The organism is Streptosporangium sp. LJ11 (genome assembly GCF_051918945.1).
In the GTDB taxonomy this organism is placed as follows: Bacteria; Actinomycetota; Actinomycetes; order Streptosporangiales; family Streptosporangiaceae; genus Streptosporangium.
Genome location: NZ_JBPXMB010000039.1, coordinates 1 through 20,591 on the forward strand (window position 1 = coordinate 1; position 20,591 = coordinate 20,591).

General features: G+C 72.2%; 19 protein-coding genes. 9 read left to right on the plus strand and 10 right to left on the minus strand.

The genetic code is table 11. The features are described from left to right. The first annotated feature begins 316 nt into the window (after positions 1 to 316). Positions 317 to 946: a TetR/AcrR family transcriptional regulator gene (locus ACTOQ3_RS38840; RefSeq protein WP_440088705.1), complete on the plus strand. Its 630-nt coding sequence runs from the start codon at positions 317 to 319 to the stop codon at positions 944 to 946. A 47-nt stretch (positions 947 to 993) separates the two neighbouring features. Further along, positions 994 to 1,449 (plus strand): redox-sensitive transcriptional activator SoxR, encoded by a 456-nt coding sequence (soxR, locus tag ACTOQ3_RS38845; protein ID WP_440088706.1) that lies wholly within the window; start codon positions 994 to 996, stop codon positions 1,447 to 1,449. 64 nt (positions 1,450 to 1,513) lie between these two features. Here the strand turns inward: soxR and ACTOQ3_RS38850 are convergent, their stop codons facing one another. Continuing rightward, on the minus strand, positions 1,514 to 1,972 hold the full coding sequence (locus ACTOQ3_RS38850; protein WP_440088707.1) for a hypothetical protein: 459 nt from the start codon (positions 1,970 to 1,972) through the stop codon (positions 1,514 to 1,516). A gap of 132 nt (positions 1,973 to 2,104) precedes the next feature. On the opposite strand from ACTOQ3_RS38850, the gene ACTOQ3_RS38855 reads away from it, so the two are divergent. Both ACTOQ3_RS38855 and ACTOQ3_RS38860 read left to right on the plus strand, forming a co-directional pair. After that, complete coding sequence (locus ACTOQ3_RS38855; RefSeq protein WP_440088709.1) at positions 2,105 to 2,527, plus strand: ArsR/SmtB family transcription factor; 423 nt, start codon at positions 2,105 to 2,107, stop codon at positions 2,525 to 2,527. Next, positions 2,524 to 3,183, plus strand: coding sequence for an SRPBCC domain-containing protein (locus tag ACTOQ3_RS38860; RefSeq protein WP_440088711.1), 660 nt, complete (start codon positions 2,524 to 2,526; stop codon positions 3,181 to 3,183). The genes ACTOQ3_RS38855 and ACTOQ3_RS38860 overlap by 4 nt, the downstream gene beginning before the upstream one ends. A 95-nt stretch (positions 3,184 to 3,278) precedes the next feature. Here the strand turns inward: ACTOQ3_RS38860 and ACTOQ3_RS38865 are convergent, their stop codons facing one another. The 3 genes from ACTOQ3_RS38865 to ACTOQ3_RS38875 form a co-directional block, all read right to left on the minus strand. Beyond that, positions 3,279 to 4,631 (minus strand): penicillin-binding transpeptidase domain-containing protein, encoded by a 1,353-nt coding sequence (locus ACTOQ3_RS38865; RefSeq protein ID WP_440088713.1) that lies wholly within the window; start codon positions 4,629 to 4,631, stop codon positions 3,279 to 3,281. A gap of 121 nt (positions 4,632 to 4,752) precedes the next feature. Continuing rightward, a complete protein-coding gene (locus tag ACTOQ3_RS38870) occupies positions 4,753 to 5,415 on the minus strand; it encodes a TetR/AcrR family transcriptional regulator (protein ID WP_440088714.1) in 663 nt (220 codons plus the stop codon). An 86-nt stretch (positions 5,416 to 5,501) separates the two neighbouring features. Beyond that, a complete protein-coding gene (locus ACTOQ3_RS38875; protein WP_440088716.1) occupies positions 5,502 to 6,719 on the minus strand; it encodes a cytochrome P450 in 1,218 nt (405 codons plus the stop codon). Positions 6,720 to 6,883: 164 nt separating this feature from the next. On the opposite strand from ACTOQ3_RS38875, the gene ACTOQ3_RS38880 reads away from it, so the two are divergent. The 5 genes from ACTOQ3_RS38880 to ACTOQ3_RS38900 all read left to right on the plus strand — a co-directional run bounded on the left by ACTOQ3_RS38880 (position 6,884) and on the right by ACTOQ3_RS38900 (position 15,098). Further along, complete coding sequence (locus tag ACTOQ3_RS38880) at positions 6,884 to 7,387, plus strand: DinB family protein (protein WP_440088717.1); 504 nt, start codon at positions 6,884 to 6,886, stop codon at positions 7,385 to 7,387. Between the two features lie 66 nt (positions 7,388 to 7,453). Beyond that, positions 7,454 to 8,071, plus strand: coding sequence for an SRPBCC family protein (locus tag ACTOQ3_RS38885; RefSeq protein WP_440088718.1), 618 nt, complete (start codon positions 7,454 to 7,456; stop codon positions 8,069 to 8,071). Positions 8,072 to 8,469: 398 nt separating this feature from the next. Next, positions 8,470 to 13,959, plus strand: coding sequence for an ATP-binding protein (locus ACTOQ3_RS38890; protein WP_440088719.1), 5,490 nt, complete (start codon positions 8,470 to 8,472; stop codon positions 13,957 to 13,959). Between the two features lie 223 nt (positions 13,960 to 14,182). Next, the gene (locus ACTOQ3_RS38895) at positions 14,183 to 14,869 is read left to right on the plus strand and encodes a maleylpyruvate isomerase family mycothiol-dependent enzyme (RefSeq protein ID WP_440088721.1); all 687 of its coding nucleotides are present in this window, start codon (positions 14,183 to 14,185) and stop codon (positions 14,867 to 14,869) included. 55 nt (positions 14,870 to 14,924) lie between these two features. Beyond that, positions 14,925 to 15,098: a hypothetical protein gene (locus ACTOQ3_RS38900; protein ID WP_440088722.1), complete on the plus strand. Its 174-nt coding sequence runs from the start codon at positions 14,925 to 14,927 to the stop codon at positions 15,096 to 15,098. 134 nt (positions 15,099 to 15,232) lie between these two features. Here ACTOQ3_RS38900 and ACTOQ3_RS38905 read toward each other — a convergent pair whose 3' ends face one another. The 6 genes from ACTOQ3_RS38905 to ACTOQ3_RS38930 all read right to left on the minus strand — a co-directional run bounded on the left by ACTOQ3_RS38905 (position 15,233) and on the right by ACTOQ3_RS38930 (position 20,496). After that, positions 15,233 to 15,997, minus strand: coding sequence for a VOC family protein (locus tag ACTOQ3_RS38905; protein WP_440088723.1), 765 nt, complete (start codon positions 15,995 to 15,997; stop codon positions 15,233 to 15,235). A gap of 223 nt (positions 15,998 to 16,220) precedes the next feature. After that, positions 16,221 to 17,345, minus strand: a complete 1,125-nt coding sequence (locus ACTOQ3_RS38910) for a bifunctional WXG100 family type VII secretion target/C40 family peptidase (protein ID WP_440088725.1) — start codon at positions 17,343 to 17,345, stop codon at positions 16,221 to 16,223. Beyond that, complete coding sequence (locus ACTOQ3_RS38915; protein ID WP_440088726.1) at positions 17,342 to 17,650, minus strand: hypothetical protein; 309 nt, start codon at positions 17,648 to 17,650, stop codon at positions 17,342 to 17,344. Before ACTOQ3_RS38915 ends, ACTOQ3_RS38910 begins: the two co-directional genes overlap by 4 nt. 287 nt (positions 17,651 to 17,937) lie before the next feature. Further along, complete coding sequence (locus ACTOQ3_RS38920) at positions 17,938 to 18,882, minus strand: SRPBCC family protein (RefSeq protein ID WP_440088727.1); 945 nt, start codon at positions 18,880 to 18,882, stop codon at positions 17,938 to 17,940. 43 nt (positions 18,883 to 18,925) lie between these two features. Continuing rightward, positions 18,926 to 19,240, minus strand: coding sequence for an ArsR/SmtB family transcription factor (locus tag ACTOQ3_RS38925; protein ID WP_440088729.1), 315 nt, complete (start codon positions 19,238 to 19,240; stop codon positions 18,926 to 18,928). 197 nt (positions 19,241 to 19,437) lie between these two features. Beyond that, on the minus strand, positions 19,438 to 20,496 hold the full coding sequence (locus ACTOQ3_RS38930; RefSeq protein ID WP_440088731.1) for a lysostaphin resistance A-like protein: 1,059 nt from the start codon (positions 20,494 to 20,496) through the stop codon (positions 19,438 to 19,440). Positions 20,497 to 20,591: the final 95 nt, after the last annotated feature.

Here is a 20,591-nt window from a genome sequence, read left to right on the forward strand (position 1 = left end):
TTGGGGCCGAGGGTCACCTTGACGGCGTCCGCGAGCTGGTTCATGCCGCGCTCGAGACCGCGCCGGGCGTCCTCGTTGAACGCGATCATTTTCGATGTCATTCCTGCTCCTGCTCTTGACGGGGCTCTCCGGGACGGCGCCCGCGACGGACGGCCCACCGGCGGGCGGCCAACCCGCCGACGGACCTCGCCGTCCCGGCACACGCCGTGTGGTTGGCACTCTCCAGGCGTGAGTGCCAGGCGCTCCACCGCACTCTATCCACAACTTGCGTGCCACGCACATAGTGCGTGGCGCGCAATTTCGATAGGGTTGCCCCATGAACGACGACGCGATGGACCTCCGGGCACGCAACAGCCAGGCCACCCGGGAGGCGATCAGCCATGCCGCGCTGAGCCTGGCCATCGAGCGAGGCCCCAACGGGCTGGCCCTTGTCCGCGTCCATGACATCGCCACGGCCGCGGGAGTCTCACCCCGCACCTACAACAACTACTTCTCGAGCAGGGCCGAGGCGATCTGCGCCTTCCAGGCCGACCAGTCCAGGCGCGTGGGGCAGGCGCTGCGCTCGCGGCCCGCCGGCGAGCCGCTCGACCAGGCCGTCACCGCGGCCGTGATCGAGCTCTACAGCGACCCCGAGCCCGACAAGGCCGGCCTGCGCATGATCATGTCGACGCCCGAGCTGGAGGGCGAGGCGCTGAAGGCGTTCACCATGGCGGAGGGTCCGCTCGCCGAGGCGATCGCGACGCGCACCGGCACCGACCCCGGACGCGACCTGTTCCCCGCCGTCACGGCCGCCGCGGTCGCCGGTGCCATCCGCGTGGCGGGGCGGCACTGGCTCGAGCCCGGCAACACCGAGTCCTTCGCCACCACCCTGCGCCGCGCCCTGTCCTGCGTCCTGCCCGTCGCGCCGCCCGATGCCCCGTCCCGGCGTCCCGGCGGCACCGGGTGAACGGCCTCGTACCTGAACCGAGGTTCACCTCAGGTTAGGGTTGGCCCATGCCGGAACCCGCGACGATCGCCGAGGAGCTGACCATCGGCGAGCTGTCCGAGCGCAGCGGCGTGCCCGCCTCGGCGCTGCGCTTCTACGAGCGGCGCGGGCTCATCGCCAGCCGCCGGACCACCGGTAACCAGCGCCGCTATCACCGCAGCACGCTGCGCCGGGTGGCGTTCATCCGCGCATCGCAGGGTGTCGGCATGCCGCTGTCGGTGATCGGGGGAGTGCTGGGCTTCCTCCCCGAGGGTGTCCCGCCCACCCGGGAGTTCTGGCTCAAGGCGTCGGCGTGCTGGAGCGAGGAGATCAACGCTCGCATCGAGAAGATGGAGCGGATGCGCGACCGGTTCACCGAGTGCATCGGCTGCGGCTGCCTGTCCTTCGAGCAGTGCGCGCTGATCAACCCCGGGGACACGCTCGCCGAGCACGGCCCGGGTCCCCGCCGCCTGCTGGGTCCCTGACACCGGCCCGGCGGCGACGGGCGGAAAGCCGGCGGCCGGCACCGGGGACATCGGGCGCCGGGCTTCACACGGAGGCCGTCGCGACCCGGTTGAACAACCGGCCGGCGAGGTCGACTCCCACGACCGCGCCGCCGGCGTCGCGGGTGAAGAAGCCGCGCTGCCCCTGGAAGGCGCCGCCGGTGATGACGTACTCGTCCCCGTCGCCGGGCAGCAGGCCGAAGTCGAACGGCGCGTGGTCGGCGGGCAGTTCGATGTCCGCCGAGGCCCTGATCTCCGGCTTGATGAGGACCTCCAGCCGTAGCACCGCCCCCTCCGCGGTGATGGTGAGCGTCATGGCGTCGTTCTCGTACCTCCCGGCGATCTCCCGGGCCCGGGCGTCGTCGTAGGGGAGCGGCTCGGGGTCCCGGTCGACCACCCCGAGATGGTGCGCAAGCGCCCAGCGCACGACGGCTCGGTTGAAGGCGAGACCCTCGTCCGGGCCGGCGTTGGACACCGCGACGACGGCGAAGCCGCGTTCGGGCACGGTGAGGAGCTCGGCCTTTGTTCAAGCCCTTGTCGGCCGGGCTCGGCGAGGCGTCCCGGTCGCCGGGCGGGCTCGCCGGCGGTGAACGGATCGCGGTCGGCCGCACGAATATTTAAGACTTGACTTATATAAGTGTTAGATGAAATTGTCGATGCCGTGCAGGCCTTCGAGGCGCTCGGTGACCCGGTGCGACGCCGGATATTGGAGCTGCTCGCCGGCGGTGAACGGAGCGCGGGCGCGGTCGGCGGGGTCATCCGGACGGAGTTCGGGATCTCGCAGCCGGCGGTGTCGCGGCACCTGCGGGTGCTGAGGGACTCCGGCTTCGTGACCGTCCGCGCGGACGGCACCCGGCGGCTGTACGCCGTCGAATCGGCACCCCTGCAGGAGGTCGACATCTGGCTGGAGCGCTTTCGCCGGTTCTGGAACCGGCACCTGGACACGCTGGGCGCCGAACTCGCGCGCGGCGGACGCGGGCCCCGGAAACGGCGCGAGGACGACGCCGGGATACCGCCCGCGGACAGATACCCCTCAACGAGGAACGAGGAAGACACGTGATCGACATCGTCAACCAGATCAACGCCACCCACCGGGAGATCGGCGACCTCCCGGTCGCCACCGGCCGAGGGCGGTCGCTGCTCCTGCGCCGCACCTACGACGCCTCGATCGAGGATGTGTGGAGCGCCTGCACCGACCCCGACCGGATCGGCCGATGGTTGGCCCCGGTCGACGGCGACCTGCGGCCCGGTGGCACGTACCAGCTCAAGAACAACGCCGGCGGGACGATCCTGCGCTGCGAGGAGCCCCATCTGATCAAGGTGACCTGGGCCCTCGGGGAGGGCATGAACACCGAGGTCGAGGTCCGCCTCGCGCGCGGCGAGGACGGCGGCACCGTCCTGGAGCTGGAGCACGCCTCTCCCGCCGAGATCGTCGACGAGCTGGTACGCACCTACGGGCCCGGCGGCACGATCGGAATCGGCGGTGGCTGGGACCTCGCGCTGCTCGGTCTCGACCTGTTCCTGCGCGGCACCGCGTTCGACCCCGAGAGCTGGGAGGACACGCCCGAGGCGAAGGAGTTCGCCACCCGTAGCTGCCACGCCTGGGGGCCCGCGATCCAGGCCGCCTGGGGAACCGGCGACGACGACCTCGCCGCGGCCATCGCGTTCGGGGTGCGGCACTTCGCCCCCGAGACCCCGGGGGACGACAACGGCTGATCGCCGCTGGACGCGGGCCGCACCGGCCTTGACCAGAACGCGGCCCATGAGCGAGGACATGGGCCGCGTCCGGGTCGAGGCCGGGCCCGTGGCGGTCAGCTCGGACAGGCGTCGCGGCAGGCGCCGAAGCGATCGGCGTCCGGCCGGGTGAAGGCGGTCTCCTGCGTTCCCCGCACCGCCTCGGACATCGCCTCCTTCCAGACCAGGCCGGGAAGCGACGTGCCGTCCACCCGCGGGTAGTGGCGGCCGCCGATGGTGACGTCGATCAGCGGGTGCCGGAACGCGCCGCGCGGGTCGCCGAGGCTGACGGCCGAGGCCAGGCCGGGGGTGTAACCGGCGTACCAGGCGGCGGTGAAGTCGGCGGTCGTGCCGGGCATGCCCGCCGCCTCGCGGCCGATGCCGCCGAGCGCGCCTTTCGCCAGGACCTCCGACAACACCGCGGTGACCGCGTCGGCCACCGCCGGATCCAGGACCTGGCCGCAGCGAGGCGGGAAGGAACGTGGGACCCCTGAGCCGTCGCGGATCTCCGTGATCACCGTCGGCTCGCAGAAGCGGCCGCGGGCGGCGAGGCTGGCGTAGGAGTTGGCCACCGAGACGGGGTCGACCTCGTTGACGCCCAGCGTGAACGTCTCGAACCCCCGGAGCGGCGTCCCGTCGGCGCGCCTGAGCCCGAGCCGCTCGGCCATCCTGACGGTCTCACACAAGCCGACCTTCTCCGTCAAGCGCATGAAGAAGGTGTTCACCGCCTTCTGGGTGCCCGAGCGCAGGGTGACGAACCGGTCCCCGCCCTTCTCCAGGTTCACGACGGTGTGGGCCGGATCGGCGACAGCCTCGTTCGCACAGTTTTTGAACGCCCCGTAGTCCGGGGCGCGGTACTCGTCCGAGATCTGGAAGCCGTCGTCGTGGCGCAGACCGGCGGCGAGTGCGGCGGCCAGGGTGTAGGGCATCGCCGTCGTGCCCTGCTGGAAGGCCACCTCGCCGGCGGTCTCACGGCTGGTGGCCATGGCCCTGATGGCGCCCTCACCCGGGACGATCATGACCTGGGTGACGACCTGCGGGTCGTCGCGGTGGACATGGGCGTCGACGGCCCGCTGCGCCGCCCGCTGGAGCCGCTGGTCGATCGTCGTACGGATCGTCAGGCCGCCGCCGGTGAGCAGCCGCGGGTCCTCGGCGAGAAGCCGCTCCCTGATCTGCCGGCACAGGGAGGGATACCCGCTGTTCGCGCAGTCGCCGGAGAACTCCTCGATGACGGCGCCCTCGACGTCCAGCAGCACGCTCTTTCCGGCCACGGGGGACGCGGAGGCGATGGAGGCGGCGGAGGCGGCGGCGGACCCCGAGACCAGGTGCTCCTCAGCCGGACCGCCGTCCGCGGGGTTCAGCAGCAACAGGAGAACCGCGACCAACGCCCCCGCCACGGTGATGCTCAGGAAAACCAGCAGTGCCCTCATCGTCGCCCTTCGGTGCGCCTCACTCCGTGTATGGATCATCCGCGAACGGCGTGGCGCGGGCAACCGGCCACGACGGCTCTCCTGCCCTTCGGTCCACGCATGAGGGATCCGTTCTCCGCGGTCAGGGGCAGGGGGTGACGGGAGCCCGCCAGAGGCCGGCCAGCGCGTCGACGAGCCCGACGGCGACGGCCTCCCAGCTCGCGTGGGTCGTTGACTCGCCCTCGTGCAGGGCGCGCTCGCGCTCGGCCAGCGCGTGCGCGAGGAGCAGGCGGGTCATGTCGCCGCGCTCGCGGTGCACCTCTTCCGGCAGGTCGGGCAGCAACCGCAGCATGCCGTCCAGGGTGCGCCGCATCGACGGTGTCGCCACGGACTCCTCGGTGACGATCTGGCGCAGGGCGGGCACGGCGGTGACCTGGGCCAGGCAGCGGGCCCGCCAGCTCGGCACGCCCAGCGCGTCGAGGTGGTCGGTGGCGGGTCGTACCAGGCAGGAGATCCACGCGCGCAGGTCGGCGGAGTCGCCGATCGCCTCCAGCATGCGCAGCCGCCGCTCCTCGGTCTCGGTGGTGTAGCGGCGGATGATCGCTCGTACCAGGTCGGCCTTGGTGCCGAAGTGGTAGCCGACGGCGAAGTTGTTCGCCTGCCCGGCGGCCTGGCCGATCTGCCGGTTGGAGACCTCGCCGACCCCGTGCTCGGCGAACAGCCGCTCGGCGACGTCCAGGATGGCTCCGCGCGTCTCCCGCGCCCGCTCCGTCCTGCCGGGCACGGTCCTCCCGCGCTTCGTCACGCCGGACGCGGTCCTGCTGGGGACGGTCTTTCCACGCTCCCTCTCGTCGTGCTCCGTCTTTCCGTGATCCGTCCGGCCGGGCACGGTCACCATCGGACCGGAACCTTCTCCAGCCCGCCGACCACGAGACCCTCGCGGCGCCTGAGCTCGGCGGCCGGGACGGCCAGCTCCAGCGTGGGCAGCCGCTCCAGCAGCACGCTCAGCACGGTCTGCAGCTCGGTGCGGGCCAGCGCCTGCCCCAGGCAGGAGTGCGGGCCGGCACCGAAGGTCACGTGCGGGTTGGGCGAGCGGTCCAGCCGCATCTCGCCGGCGCCCTCGAACTGCCTCTCGTCCCGGTTGGCCGAGGCCATGCTGCACACGACCGTCGTGCCCGCGGGCAGCTCCTCCTCCGCCACCGTGACCCCCTCGCTGAGGTACCGCGGCATACCGAAGCCGGGATTGGCGTCGAAACGCAGCACCTCCTCCACCGCCGAGCGGATCAGCGTGCGGTCGGCCAGCAGCGCCTCCCAGCGAGAACGGTCGGCCAGCAGCATCGACACCATTTTGCCGATCATGTTGGCGGTGGTCTCGTGCCCGGCAACCAGCAGGCCCTTGGCCGTCATCACCAGCAACTGCTCGGTCAGCCGCCCGTCCAGCCCTTCCACCATCGAGGCCAGCTCGCTCAGCAGGTCGTCGCCCGGCTCGGCCCGCTTGGTGTCGACGTGTGCCATCAGGTAGGCGTCGAACTCGCCCTGGGCGGCGTCGATCTCCTCCTGGCCGAACCTGGTCATGCTGAGCATGGTGTCCGACCAGTACGCGAACCTGTCCCGGTCGGAGTCGGGCACCCCGAGCAGGTCGCAGATCGCCCACACCGGCAACGGGAAGGCGACCGCGCTCACCAGGTCGGCGGGCTCGCCCTGGACGACCATCCGCTCGACCAGCCGCTCGGCCATCGCCTGGATCCTGGGCCGCATCGCGATGACCCGCTTGGCGGTGAACGCCCTGCCCACCAACTGCCGCCACGCCCGGTGGGTGTCGCCTGTCATGTCGCCGCCGCCGTCACCGCTGCGGCCGAACACGCCGCCCGACTCGTTGGCCGTCACCCGCGCCGCCCCCTCGGCGTCGAGCCGGCGGGTGAAACGCGGGTCCGACAGGACCTCCTTGACGTCCTGGTAACGCGTCAGCAGCAGCGCGGTGTCCCCGCTGGCCAGCCGGATCGGCGCGACCGGGCAGCCCTCCCGCAGCTCGGCCCACTCCCGCGGCGGCTCCAGCGCGCTGGGGTTGCGGAAGGGGTATTCGGGCGCCTCGGCGCTGAGCTCGCTCAAGATCACTCTCCCTCGGAGACCACGGTTGGCGTCATTTAAGTCGCTCGACTTATTCAGGTCAAGCGACTCGAATTCGCTTCTCACCGGAACCTCCCGAGCGCGGCGGCTCCAGCCGATCATCGGCCATGACCGGACGGTACTTCGCGGTGCGATAATCGTGAGCCGTGACTGACAACCGCATCCCTCCTCCCTTCATCGGTGACGAGCGCGCCATGCTGAACAACTGGCTCGACTGGCACCGCGAGACCCTGGCCGTCAAGTGCGCGGGGCTCTCGGAGGAGCAACTCCGAGAGCGCTCGGTGCCGCCGTCGACCCTGTCGCTCCTCGGCCTGGTCCGCCACATGGCGCACGTGGAGCGCGTCTGGTTCCGCCGCGTGCTGAACGACGAGGACGTCCCCCTGCTGTACAAGACCGACGACCCCGACGCGGATTTCAACGACGTGGACACCGCCTCCGCCCAGGAGGCCTTCGCCACCTGGCGGGCCGAGATCGAGCTTGCCCGCAAGCTCTCGGCCGAGGTGCCGTTGGACGCCGTCGCGAAGCGGCAGCGCCACGGGCAGGACTGCTCCCACCGCTGGATCCTGGTCCACATGATCGAGGAGTACGCCCGGCACAACGGCCACGCCGACCTGCTGCGCGAGCGGATCGACGGTTTCACCGGCGAATAGGCGTCCTTCCCGGCGAGGCCCGCCGCACGACGGACGACGCACGACGGAGGACACGGAGGACACCCGATGGACATCGTTGACGAGATCAACCAGGCGCACCGCGAGCTGCTCGACGGCGAGCGCAAGGTCATGACGCTGCGGCGGCGCTACGACGCGGAGCCCGAGGACGTGTGGGACGCCTGCACGAACGCCGAACGGCTGAGCCGCTGGTTCCAGCCCGTCACCGGGGACCTGCGGCCGGGGGGCACGTACCGGATCGAGGGCAACGCGGGCGGCGAGATCCTGCGCTGCGAGCCGCCCCGCCTGCTGAGGATCAGCTGGCTGTACGGCGATGACCCCGGTTTCTCCGAGGTGGAGGTGCGCCTGTCGGGGGAGGGCGGCGGCACCCTGTTCGAGCTGCGCCACACCGCCGACGTGCCGCCGGAGATGTGGACCGGCTACGGCCCCGGCGCCGTCGGCGTGGGCTGGGACCTCGCCTTCCTGGGCCTCGGCCTGCACCTGTCGGGCGCGCCCAAGGTCGACGAGGACACCTTCCACCTGACCGACGAGGGCCGGCGCTTCATCGCGGCCGGCAGCCAGGCCTGGGGCCGGGCCCACGAGGCCGCCGGAGGCCCGCCCGGCCAGGTCGCCGCCGCCGTCGCCGCCACCACCGCGTTCTACGCCCCGCAAGAGGAGCCGCCATGACCCGGGACGGGCGCTCTCCCCGCGCCGCCCCCGGGGGACCGTCGTTTTCGAAGATCGGCGGCGCGTCACTCATCGCTCCCACGGGCACGCCACGCGGACGGCACGGGCGCGAGCTGCCATCTTTGTCGCCGCCCGGCAAACGGACTACCCTCGCCCGTGACCGGTCCGAACGGACCTTCGAGTCCACGAGCCGTCGCGCGACCAAGATCACATCAGTCACATGTCATACCCGCCAGATGTCACACCATCCCGATGGGCGCGTTTGTGCGAGCCGCACAACTCCGGCCGCGAAACACGCTTAGTCCCCGCCATTCCGGTATCCGGAGGCAGTCGAGAGGATGTACCCCGGTTACGGCGGGGACGACCGCCGTGTTCACCGTCTTCGAAAGGCCCGCTCAGTGTTCAGTCGTGTCGCCATCGTCAACCGCGGTGAAGCCGCCATGCGGCTCATCCACGCCGTTCAGGACCTAGCCGCGGAGACGGGCACACGGATCGAGACCGTCGCCCTGTACACGGACTCCGACCGGACGGCCACGTTCGTCCGGGAGGCGGACATCGCCTACGACCTGGGACTCGCCGCGGACCGGCCCTATCTGGACCACGCGGTCCTCAGAAAGGCCCTGGTCGAGACCGGTGCGGACGCGGCCTGGGTCGGCTGGGGCTTCGTGGCGGAGGACCCGGCGTTCGCCGACCTGTGCGCCGAGATCGGCGTGACGTTCGTCGGCCCGAGCGCCGAGGCGATGCGCAGGCTGGGCGACAAGATCGGCTCGAAGCTGATCGCCGAAGAGGTCGGGGTGCCCGTCGCGCCGTGGAGCCGGGGTCCGGTGGAGACGCTGGAGGAGGCGAAGGCGGCGGCGGAGCGGATCGGCTACCCGCTGATGCTGAAGGCGACCGCGGGCGGCGGCGGCCGCGGTATCCGGATGGTCGCCGACGCCGACGAGCTGTCCCAGGCCTACGAGCTGACGCGCCAGGAGGCCGCGCGGGCGTTCGGCAGCGGCGTCGTGTTCCTGGAGCGCCTGGTGACGGGCGCCCGGCACGTCGAGGTGCAGGTCATCGCCGACGGGCAGGGCACCGCGTGGGCGCTGGGCGTGCGCGACTGCTCCGTGCAGCGGCGCAACCAGAAGATCATCGAGGAGTCCGCCTCCCCGGTCCTCGGCGCCGAGCAGGTCGCCGAGCTGAAGGCGTCGGCCGAGCGGCTCGTGCTCGCGGTGGACTACCGGGGCGCGGGCACCATCGAGTTCCTCTACCACCCCGGTGAGCGGCTGTTCGCGTTCCTCGAGGTCAACACGCGTCTGCAGGTCGAGCACCCGATCACCGAGATCACCACCGGCGTCGACCTGGTGAAGGCCCAGTTGCACGTCGCGGCGGGCGGCAGGCTCGAGGGGGACGCGCCACAGGAGTGGGGTCACGCCGTCGAGGCGCGCCTCAACGCCGAGGACCCCGACCGCGACTTCGCGCCCTCACCCGGCCGGATCGCGCGGCTGGCACTGCCCAGCGGCCCCGGCATCCGGGTGGACACCGGGTTCAGCGAGGGCGACACGATCCCCGCCGACTTCGACTCGATGATCGCCAAGATCATCGCGCATGGCCGTGACCGTACGGAGGCGCTGGCCCGCCTGCGCCGCGCGATGTCACAGACGACCGTCATCATCGAGGGCGGCGTGACGAACAAGGGCTTCGTCCGCACGCTGCTCGACGAGCCCGCGGTGATCGACGGGTCCGCCGACACCGGCTGGATCGACCGCGTGCGCGCCCAGGGCGCCCTCGTCGCGCACCGGCACTCCGCGATCGCGCTGATCGCCGCCGCCATCGAGGCCTACGAGGACGAGGAGGCCGTGACGCGGCAGCGCTTCCTGGCCGCCGCGCACGGCGGCCGCCCGCAGTCGCAGCACGAGAGCGGACGCGCGCTGGAGCTCAAGCTCCGCGACGTCGGCTACCGCGTCCAGGTCGCCCGCACCGGCGGCCACCGGTTCCGCATCGGCATCTCGGCGGGCGGCCCCCAGCACGCGGCCGACGTCGACATCGAGCGTTTCGACGAGCACAGCGGCCAGATCACCGTGAACGGCGTCCGCTTCAAGGTCGTCACGAGCACTCACGGCCCGATCCACCTGGTCGAGGTCGACGGCGTCACGCACCGGATCAGCCGCGACGAGGGCGGCATCGTACGCTCGCCGGTGCCCGCGCTCGTGGTGGCCACGCCGCTGCAGGCGGGCGACGAGGTCGAGGCCGGCGCGCCGCTGCTCGTGGTCGAGAGCATGAAGATGGAGACCGTGCTGCGCGCGCCGTTCCGCGGCCGCGTGCGGGAGCTCGCGGTGTCGGTCGGCAGCCAGGTGGAGGCGGGTGCCCGCCTGCTGCGCCTGGAGCCGCTGGGCGACGGCGACGAGGCGGCCGGTCCCGTGGCCGAGGTGCGGGAGGTCGAACTGGATCTGCCGGCCGAGCCGGCGGACGTGCCCGCGGCCGAGCGGGCCGCGCGCGGGCTGCAGGACCTGCGCAGCCTCCTGCTGGGCTTCGACATCGACTCGCGGGACGAGAAGCGCCTGCTCACCGGCTATCTGGCCGCGCGTGCCGAGCTCGCCGAGAAGGGCGAGCACGAGCCGGCCGGCGAGGTCGAGTTGCTGCGCCTGTTCGCCGACCTGAGCGAGCTGAGCCGCAACCGGCCCGCCGGGGAGGAGTCGAAGCCCGACTCCTCGGTGCACAGCCCCCGCGAGTACTTCCACACCTACCTGCAGTACCTGGACCCGGACCGGGCCGGGCTGTCGGAGAGCTTCCGGCAGCGGCTCGCGCACGTGCTGTCCCGCTACGGCGTCGAGGGCCTGGAGCGCACGCCGGAGCTGGAGGACGCGGTCTTCCGGATCTTCCTGGCCCAGCGGCGCGCGTCCACCGACGTCGCCGTGGTGACGACCCTGCTGCGCCAGTGGGTCAAGGAGTCCCCGCCCGCCGAGGCGGACCGCGTCACCGTCGGCCTGGCGCTGGAGCACCTGGTCGCCGCCACCCAGGTCCGGTTCCCGGCCGTCGCGGACCTGGCGCGCGGCGTGGTGTTCGCCTGGTTCGCCCAGCCGCTGCTGCGCCGCACCCGCGCCAAGGTCTACACGGCCGTACGCAAGCACCTGCGCCACCTCGACCGGCACCCGGACGCGCCCGACCGCGCCGAGCGGATCTCCGCCATGGTCGCCAGCGCCGAGCCGCTCGTCCGGCTGGTCGGCCAGCGGATCGGCCGCGAGGGCGCGGACCCCGTGCCGCTGCTCGAGGTGCTGAGCCGCCGCTACTACGGCAACCGCGCGCTCGGCGACATCCGGGTGAGCAAGATGGCGGGCTGCACGTTCGTCGTCGCCGACCACCGCACCACGACCGGCAACGGCCGCGTCGTGGCCACCGCGGTCGACTTCCTGGCGCTGACCGAGGCGGTCAAGGCGGTCGACGAGTTCGCCGGTGACGGCGAGCTGGTGGCGGACATCTACCTGACCTGGTCGGACGGCCCGAGCGACCCCGACGAGATGGCCGAGTGCCTGCGCGAGGTCATTGTCGCGCAGCAGCCGTCGAACCGGGTCGGCCGCATCGTCACGACCGTCGCGGGCAACAGCGGCGCCGTGATGCACCACCACTTCACCTTCCGGCCGTCCGCGGACGGCTTCGCGGAGGAACGGCTGCTGCGCGGCCTGCACCCGCGCATCGCCGAGCGCATGCAGCTGGAACGGCTGCGCGACTTCGACCTCACCCGGCTGCCCGCCCCCGACGAGGAGGTCTACCTCTTCCGGGCCACGGCGCGGCAGAACCCGTCCGACGAGCGCCTCGTCGCGCTGGGGCAGGTCCGCGACCTGACCCCGCTGCGCGACGACGAGGGCAGGCTCGTCGCGCTGCCCGCGGCCGAGAACATCCTGGCCACGTGCCTCGACGCGATCCGCCGGGCCAAGAAGCCCGGCGCGAAGACGTCCGCCACCAACCGGATCGTCATCTACGTGTGGCCGCCGAACGACCTCTCGCCGGAGGACCTGAACACCGTGGCGAAGCGCGTGCTGCCGACGACGGCGGGCGCGGGCCTGGAGGAGGTGCTCTTCCTCGGCAGGCGCCGCGACGGCGCCACCGGCGAGCTCGTCGACATCGCCGTGCGGATCGGCTACGACGTAGGCTCCGGCGTGCAGCTGTCCGTCGTGCCGCCGCCGACCGAGCCCATCGAGCCGCTGGACGACTACCGCCAGGAGGTGCTGCGCGCGCACAGCCGAGGCACGCACCACCCGTACGAGCTGACCGCCATGCTCGCCGGGCCGTTCGGCTCGTTCACCGAGTACGACCTGGACGAGCGGTCGGAGCTGGTGCCGGTGAACAGGCCCAAGGGGCGCAACACCGCCGCCCTCGTCGCGGGCGTCGTCAGCACGCCCACGTCGCGCCACCCGGAGGGCATGACCCGCGTCGTGCTGCTGGGCGACCCGACGAAGGCGCTCGGCGCGCTGTCCGAGCCCGAGTGCGCGCGGGTGATCGCCGCGCTCGACCTGGCCGAGCGGATGCGGGTGCCGCTGGAGTGGTTCGCGCTCTCCGCGGGCGCCCGGATCTCGATGTCGTCCGGCACCGAGAACATGGACTGGGTGGCGGCCGCGCTGAAGCGGATCGTGAACTTCACCCAGGACGGCGGTGAGATCAACATCGTGGTCGCGGGCATCAACGTCGGCGCCCAGCCGTACTGGAACGCCGAGGCCACGATGCTCATGCACACCAAGGGCATCCTGGTGATGACGCCGGACTCCGCGATGGTGCTGACGGGCAAGCAGTCGCTCGACTTCTCCGGCGGCGTGTCGGCCGAGGACAACCACGGCATCGGCGGGTACGACCGGATCATGGGCCCGAACGGCCAGGCACAGTACTGGGCGCCGGACATCCGCGGCGCTCGGGAGATCCTGATGTCGCACTACGACCACAGTTACATCGCGCCGGGGGAGAGCGGGCCGCGCAGGACGGTCACCGGCGACCCGGTGGACCGCGACGTGTCGACGTTCCCGCACAGCGTGCCGGACAGCGACTTCACGACGGTGGGCCAGATCTTCTCCGTCGAGTCCAACCCGGACCGCAAGAAGCCGTTCGACATCCGCACCGTCATGCGCGCGCTGTCCGATCAGGACCACCCGGTGCTGGAGCGGTGGGCGGGCATGGCCGACGCGGACACCGCCGCGACCTGGGACGTCCACCTCGGCGGCCGGCCGGTGTGCCTGCTGGGCATCGAGTCCAGGTCCGTGCCGCGTCGCGGGTTCCCGCCCACCGACGGCCCGGACACCTACACCGCGGGCACCCTGTTCCCGAGGTCGTCCAAGAAGGCCGCCCGGGCCATCAACGCCGCCAGCGGGAACCGCCCGCTGGTCGTGCTGGCCAACCTGTCGGGGTTCGACGGGTCGCCCGAGTCGATGCGCAAGCTGCAGCTGGAGTACGGCGCGGAGATCGGCCGCGCGGTGGTGAACTTCAAGGGCCCCATCGTGTTCTGCGTGATCTCCCGGTACCACGGCGGCGCGTTCGTGGTGTTCTCCAAGGCGCTCAACCCGAACATGACCGTGCTCGCGGTCGAGGGCTCGTTCGCCTCGGTGCTCGGCGGTGCTCCGGCCGCCGCGGTGGTCTTCGCGCGCGACGTCGACAAGCGGACCGGCAACGACCCCCGCGTGCTCGCGCTCGCCGCCCGTGTCGCGGAGGCACCGGCCGCCACGCGGGCCGCGCTGGCCACCGAGCTGGCCGAGCTGCGGTCGTCCGTGCGAGCCGAGAAGCTCACCGAGGTGGCCACCGAGTTCGACCGCGTGCACAGCATCCAGCGGGCGGTCGACGTCGGTTCGGTGGACATGATCATCAGCTGCGCCGAGCTGCGGCCGAAGATCATTGAGGCGGTCGAGAGGGGCCTCGCCCGGCAGGTCTGACCCGGTCCCGGAGCCGGAGGCCCACGCCTTCGCCTCTGCCGTCCTCCGGCCGGCAGAGGCCGCGCTCTCCGGCCGCCGACTCGAACGGGGAGTCGTGGGGCGGCACGCGTCGTGCCGCCCCACGAACGGGATCGTCCGCGAGAAGACGGTTCGCGAGCGACGATTCCGCCTCGTGGCGGGAGTCTCACCTTCTGACCCCTCACCGACCGCTGCGAGGACTCCCATGGCCCACGACGGAACGCCGCCCGACACGACCGATCCGGAACCGAAGGCGGATCTCCGCCGCGCGTCCGACATCTGGCCGCTGATCCACGCCGAACGAGCGGCCCTCGCGGCGGACCTGGCGAACCTGACCGGCGAGCAGTGGACGACGCCGTCGCTGTGCACCGGGTTGACCGTGCGTGAGGTGCTGGCGCACCTCACCTCGGCGGCGAGCCTCACCCCGGTGCGGTGGCTGGCGGGCGTGATCCGCTGCCGCTTCGACTTCGACAGGCAGGTCGCCATGCGGCTCGCCGAGCAGCTGGGGGCGACCGCGGCCGAGACGCATGACAGTTTCCGCCGCGTCGTCACGAGCACCACCAAACCACCCCTGCCGACCGTGGCGATGCTGGGCGAGACGATCGTCCACGCGGAGGACATACGGCGCCCGCTGGGCATCCGCCGCGATTACCCGATCACCGCCCTCACCCGGCTGGCCGACTACTACCGGGGTTCCGACCTCGTGGTCCTCGCCAAAGGACGGATCGGCGGCCTGCGACTCGCCGCCGACGACGGCCCCTTCAGGGCCGGCTCCGGCGCGCTCGTGTCCGGCACCACCCTGGCGCTCACGATGGCCATGACCGGGCGCGCGGCGTACTGCGACGACCTCGAAGGCGACGGCGTCGCGATCCTGCGCGACCGCATGGGATGACGTGATCGTCCGGTTTGAACGGTCCCGTTTCCGGCGGCCCCGGGAAGCGATGATCATGACGACGCGGGAGATCTCGCGCGGGTGGCATCCGAACATGGAACCGGTGATCGTGGCCTCCGACCTGGCACTCCCGGCGCTCGCGCTCCTGCTCGTTTCGTTGGTCGGCCGGCGCGCCGACCGGATCGCGGCCGAGGTCGACAGCCGTGATGACGCCCCGCCCGCCGCCTGACCCCCGATGACGCCCGGGCACGGGACAAGGGCCCGGACCGGCGACCGCACGCGACGCGGCCGGCACGCCTGCTCGGCGGGCAGGACCGGCCGGGCGCCCCGCGCGGGCAGGGCCGGCGGGGCGCCCCGCGTGGGTCAGCCGACGCTGGCGATGACGGCGAAGCGCGCGCCGTGAGGGTCGGAGAGCACGGCGAAACGGCCGACGCCCTCGATGTCCGCGGCGGGCGCGACGAGGTCGCCGCCGAGCTCCCGCGCCCGGACGACGGAGGCGTCGCAGTCGGCCACCTCGAAGTACGCCAGCCAGTGCGGCCTGTCGCCCTCCTGAAGCGACATGACGCCTCCCAGGTCCTGGCTGTCGTCCCCGGAGGTCGACAGCAGGAGGTACGGCATGTCGCCGAACGTGATGTCCTGGACCTTCCAGTCGAAGACGGCCTGGTAGAAGGGGCGGACGGCCTCCGTGTCGGGGACGTACAGCTCGAGCCAGGCCAGGGAGCCGTTCTTGGTGACGAGGTCCAGACCCTCGATGGTGCCCGGCTGCCAGACGGCGAACTCGGCGCCGCCGGGATCGGTGAATCCGGCCATCCGGCCCTTGGTGAAGACGTCGTCCGGCGCGATGCGCACGGTCCCGCCCGCCTGCTCGACCGCCTTCGCCGTGGCGTCGGCGTCGGCGGTGTGGAAGTAGGGCGTCCACGCGGAAACCGCTCCCTCCTCGCTGAGCGGCCCGATGGCGGCGACGGTCTTGCCGTCGAGCTGGAAGAAGCCGTAGCCGCCCGCCTGGGGACCGGCCTCCTGGAAATGCCAGCCGAACAAGGAGGAGTAGAAGGCGGCGGTGGCCTCGGTGTCGGGCGTGCCCAGGTCGATCCAGTTGGGGGCGCCGGGGACATATCGGGTGGTGAGCATGGCCTCTCCTTCGATGCGTTCACGTGGCGGTGACCCGGCTCCGGGCTTCCGCGCGCGGGGGCGAAACCAGTGGGCCGGTCGCCCCTCAGCCTGCCAGAGTCCACCGACATTTCCCTCTCCCGCGTACCCGATGCGCGGGAAGCCCGGGAACCACCGGCCCCGCCACCGTGAACACCGGCGAGCGGACCTGCCGGCCGGCGTCGTGCGAGCTCCGTACGGACGTTCAGGTGAAGCGCCGGTAGGTGATGGGGGACGCGCCGGCCACCGTCTGGATCTTGACGTGGTCGCCCGGTTTCGGGGCGGCGATCATCTGGCCGTCGCCCATGTAGACGGCGCAGTGGGTCGCCGGATCGCCGAAGAAGACGATGTCGCCCGGCTGCGGCGGGCCGGTGATCGGCCGGCCGCTCGCCTGGTATCCGGCGGCGGTGTTGTCCCCGATCTTGATGCCCGCCTCGTTCAGCGAGACGTGCACCAGACCGCTGCAGTCGAACGCGTTGGGCCCGTCGGCGCCCCAGACGTAGGGCTTGCCGATGTGGCTCCTCGCGGCGGCCACGACGTCGGCTCCGGTGCCGTCGCCGGTGACCGTGTACGGGATCGCCTGGCCGCCCCCTCCTCCACCGCCTCCACTGCCACCGCCCGAGCCGCCGCCGTCGTTCCCGGACGACGAGCCGCCGCCCTGTCCACCGCCGCCCCGCGAGCCGGGTTCCGTACCGGCGAGCGTGGTGCGGAGCTCCTCCTCGGGCACCGGCACCCACCGGGTGGTGTGCCCGGGGCCGGGGACGAAGTCCTGGTCGCCCGCGGCCGGGATGGCGGAGAACACCGTGGTGTCGCCGAGATGCTTGTCGATCTCGCGCCGCGCGGTGGACAGCGCGGTCTCGGCCGAGTCGATGTGCCCCCGCACCTGGGACACCGCCATCTCGACCTGCCGGCCGATGCCCGGCTTGAGCTGCTCCTCGGTGGCGTGCGGGTTGCGGCGCCGGTATTCCGCCACCCACGTCAGCAGGTCGCCGCAGACGCGCTCGGCGTCCGACCTCGCCGTCTCGACGGCGCCGGCGGCGGTGTCCAGGGAGTTCGCGCAGTCGCCCAGCGCGTCCCGCAGGGAACCGCCGGCCTTGTCGTACCGCCGCATGTACGCGACGAAGGCGTCGGCGGAGGCGCCCCTCCAGGCGGTGTCCACCTGGTTGACCGCGTTCCTCAGGAGCCTGAACGGATCGGCGGACGAGCTGACCGCCTTGCGCCACCGGGTGGCGATCGCCCGGATCGCGGCGGGGTCCCCGTCCGTCTTCTTCACCAGCGCGGCCAGGGCCTGCCCTCCGGGCAGCGCCGCCACGGAGTCCATGTCGGTCATATGACCGGAAGATGACTCGTGGTGCCCCGCTCGGCCGCGGTCACGTTGTCCTCGATCGTGTCGAGGGCACGTTCGACGCCGTCAAGACGGCTCTTCACCGTGCCCAGCTCGCCGTCCGCGTACCCTTCGACCCGGCCGATCGCGTCGGCCAGCTCCCGGGCGCCGGTCAGGGTCCCGAAGAGCGACGAGCTCGCGCCGCCCTTGGCGGGGAAGTCGTCGCCGACGGTGGCGAGCCTTCCCCCCTGGGTGTTCACCGTGACGCGCAGCTTGGCCAGCGCCTCGCGATTCAGATCGAGGTTTCCCACCGGAGCCGACTCCCTCCGCCGTCGCCGAGATACCACCCGCTCGGACACCGGTTCGGCGCGTTGGCCGGTTGCCTGCCCACCGTCCGGCCATATCTACCAAGAAGCGATCATATCCAGCGAACCGTGATCATCGCAGTACAAAAACCTATCCGTCCCCGTGGTTCGCTGGTCGCGGTCCCGCCGGCAACCATGGCGTCGCCCTGCATTGTGATGACACGGTGAGGACGAGAAATCCGCGCGGTCCGCCCGCTGCCCGTCGATCGTGCCGCGGGGCGTTCCGGGCGCGATCAGCCCAGGCGGTGCTCGTACAGCTTCCGCAGTTCCTCGACGCGGCCCTCCGGCCGGCGCCGGGGCTCGCCCTGGACGACGGCCTCGAAGAGCGCCTCCAGGTGCGCCTGCCAGGCGGCGAGCGCCGTCGCGCGGAGATCGGCCAGTCGCGCGGGAACCGTCTGCGTCAGCACCACCCGGGTGCCCCGCGCGGGATCGTGCGCGAGCTCCCAGCGCACCCGCCCCGCGGGCTCGCCGTCATGGAGCCAGTCGTACTCCAGGACGCGCGGCGCCCCGGCCTCCGTCACCGGGCCCGTGGGCACGTACGGGTTCGTGAACCACGCCGACGGCTCCGCGCCCGGCCGGGGGTCGTCCCGCTCGGCGAGGATGTCCCACACCTCCTCGACGGGCTTCCACATCAGGTCGCGCGCGAACCTCACGAGGTGGCCGTCGCCGCTCTCCCGCGTCTCGCCCTCGGCCAGCCCGAAGGCCTCGACGTAGGCCCCGATGCGGTCGGCCCAGTCCGAGGGCTGCTCGGAGGGCTCGCCGTCCAGCGTGGCCAGCAGCGCGACCAGGCAGACGTCCCAGCCCGCCGCGGTGCGGCCCGCGGTCAGCCGACCGGCCCACCCGCCTCCCAGCGTGTGGGTGAAGACGAGCCGGCACCCCGGCCCGTCGGGGAGCACCTCGAAACGCAGCACGTCCTGGTTCCAGCGGAAGGCGTACACCTTCGGGGGGTCGAACTCGAGGATCCGGCCGTGGGTGAGGTCGTCCCCGCCCTCGAAGGTGAAGCGCATCGCGGCGCCGACCACCTGCTCGGTCTCCACCGTCGCCGGGAACCAGTGGACCATCTCGGCCGGGTCGGTGACGGCCTTCCAGACCTTCTCCGGGGAGTGGGCCAGCCGCCGTTCGAAGCGCAGCACCGGCCGGTCGTCGACGGTCCGCAGGGTCGCCTGTTGTTCCTCCATTATGTTGCCCTTTCTCAGGTTTTGTCGGATTACTGATGTCTCGTCAGGCCTCTTCCGGCATGGTGTCGAGGTGGCGTTCGAGCGCGTCCAGGCCGGCCTCCCACATGCTCCGGTAGGGCTCGAGCCAGGCGGCCATCTCGGCGAGCGGCTCCGGACGCAGCCGGTACCACCGGCGCTGCGCGTCGTGCCTGACCTCGACCAGGCCCGCCTCGCGCAGGATCCTCAGGTGCTTCGACACCGTCGGCTGGGTCAGCGCGAGCCGCTCGACGAGGTCGCCCACGGGACGCTCGCCGGTGCGGAGCAGGTCGAGGATCTCCCGGCGCCGGGGCTCGGCCAGTACTTCGAATGTGGTTGCCACTTCGGCAATATAGCTGGATTGGCATATAAGATGTCAAGGAGCATGGAGGGCGAGCCAGGCGTCGCGTCCGGCGTACGGGAGGGGAGTGCGTGGTTCGCGGGTTTCCGCGCGGGCGGCAGATGCCGGCGCCGGAAGGTGGGTGACCCGCGCGGCCACCCCGGGCCGCCCGGGGCGATTCGAGCCGTGGCGCCGGAGCCTCAGCGGGAGACGGTCTCGATCCTTCGCCTCCCGGCCATGACCACCACCACGATCGCGTAGAGGCCGAGCTGCACGACCGTTCCCGCCAGGGTCTGCCAGGGCACCGACCCCTGCTTCAGCGCCTCCGGCAGGCTCCCGTCGGCTCCGCTGACCCCGAACGCCAGCACGTTGTTGGCCACGTGCAGGGCGATGGCGGCCTCCAGGCCGCCGGTCCGCACCGCCAGCCAGCCCATCAGCGCCCCGAAGGCGAAAACGTCGATGACGCCCCAGTCGACGTAGGCGTGCACCGCGGTGAAGCCGGCGGCGCTCAGCAGGATGCCGGGCCACGGGTTGGAGAGGAAGGCGCCGAACGCCTGGATCAGCCATCCCCGGAACACGTACTCCTCGGCGGCGGCCTGGAAGGGCACCAGGAGCAGGGTGACGGCCAGGGCGGGCAGGAAGCGCTCCCAGCCCACCCAGCCGAACATGTCGCCGAGGTTCTTCCCGGTGGCGACGTAGGTGACGGCGACCGCGGCCTGGCCCAGCACCACGGCGCCGATCGCCACCGCCGTGCACCGCGCCATCCACCGCCACCGCAGGCGGCCCACGACCGAGGAGAGGGTGCCGGGCGGGCGCCGCTGGATCCACGCCACCACGCCGTACACGACGGGCAGGACGGCCGCGATCGAGAGCAGGTTGATCCCCAGGTCGAACACCGGATCGGTGAAGATCTGCCCGTCGGATCCGCCCATCTCGACGCCCGCGATCACGCCGGCCGTCGCACCGCCGAGGATGACGGCGAGCCCGGCCAGCATGAGGCCCGCGAGGCCCGCGACCGTGCCCAGCACCGGCCGCCACCAGGCGTGCAGGCGGGTGCGCGCCAGCCGGTCGTAGCGGCTGCCGGGCGGTGCCGGCACCAGCCAGGGGTCGCGCCGGGGCGGGGGCGGGGAGTGCTCCATGGGTACGCCGGGCGCGTCCGGAGCACCGGGAACGCCGAACCGGTGGGGCGGCGGGCCGGGAGGCTGGGCGGGGGGCTGGAGGGGCTCCGCCGCGGGCCGAGGGTCCTGGGGGACGTGCATGGATTCGTTCCGTTCCGATGGATTCGCGGAGTTCATGAGGGTTCATGAAATCAGGGGGCGGGGCGCGCCTCATCGAGCTCGACGCTCCACCCGGG

Coding starts and splice junctions, on each gene's coding strand:
- ACTOQ3_RS38840 (WP_440088705.1), top strand. CDS start 317: ATGAACGACGACGCGATGGACCTCCGGGCACGCAACAGCCAGGCCACC.
- soxR (WP_440088706.1), top strand. CDS start 994: ATGCCGGAACCCGCGACGATCGCCGAGGAGCTGACCATCGGCGAGCTG.
- ACTOQ3_RS38865 (WP_440088713.1), bottom strand. CDS start 4,631: ATGAGGGCACTGCTGGTTTTCCTGAGCATCACCGTGGCGGGGGCGTTG.
- ACTOQ3_RS38885 (WP_440088718.1), top strand. CDS start 7,454: ATGGACATCGTTGACGAGATCAACCAGGCGCACCGCGAGCTGCTCGAC.
- ACTOQ3_RS38895 (WP_440088721.1), top strand. CDS start 14,183: ATGGCCCACGACGGAACGCCGCCCGACACGACCGATCCGGAACCGAAG.
- ACTOQ3_RS38900 (WP_440088722.1), top strand. CDS start 14,925: ATGACGACGCGGGAGATCTCGCGCGGGTGGCATCCGAACATGGAACCG.
- ACTOQ3_RS38905 (WP_440088723.1), bottom strand. CDS start 15,997: ATGCTCACCACCCGATATGTCCCCGGCGCCCCCAACTGGATCGACCTG.
- ACTOQ3_RS38910 (WP_440088725.1), bottom strand. CDS start 17,345: ATGACCGACATGGACTCCGTGGCGGCGCTGCCCGGAGGGCAGGCCCTG.
- ACTOQ3_RS38920 (WP_440088727.1), bottom strand. CDS start 18,882: ATGGAGGAACAACAGGCGACCCTGCGGACCGTCGACGACCGGCCGGTG.
- ACTOQ3_RS38930 (WP_440088731.1), bottom strand. CDS start 20,496: ATGCACGTCCCCCAGGACCCTCGGCCCGCGGCGGAGCCCCTCCAGCCC.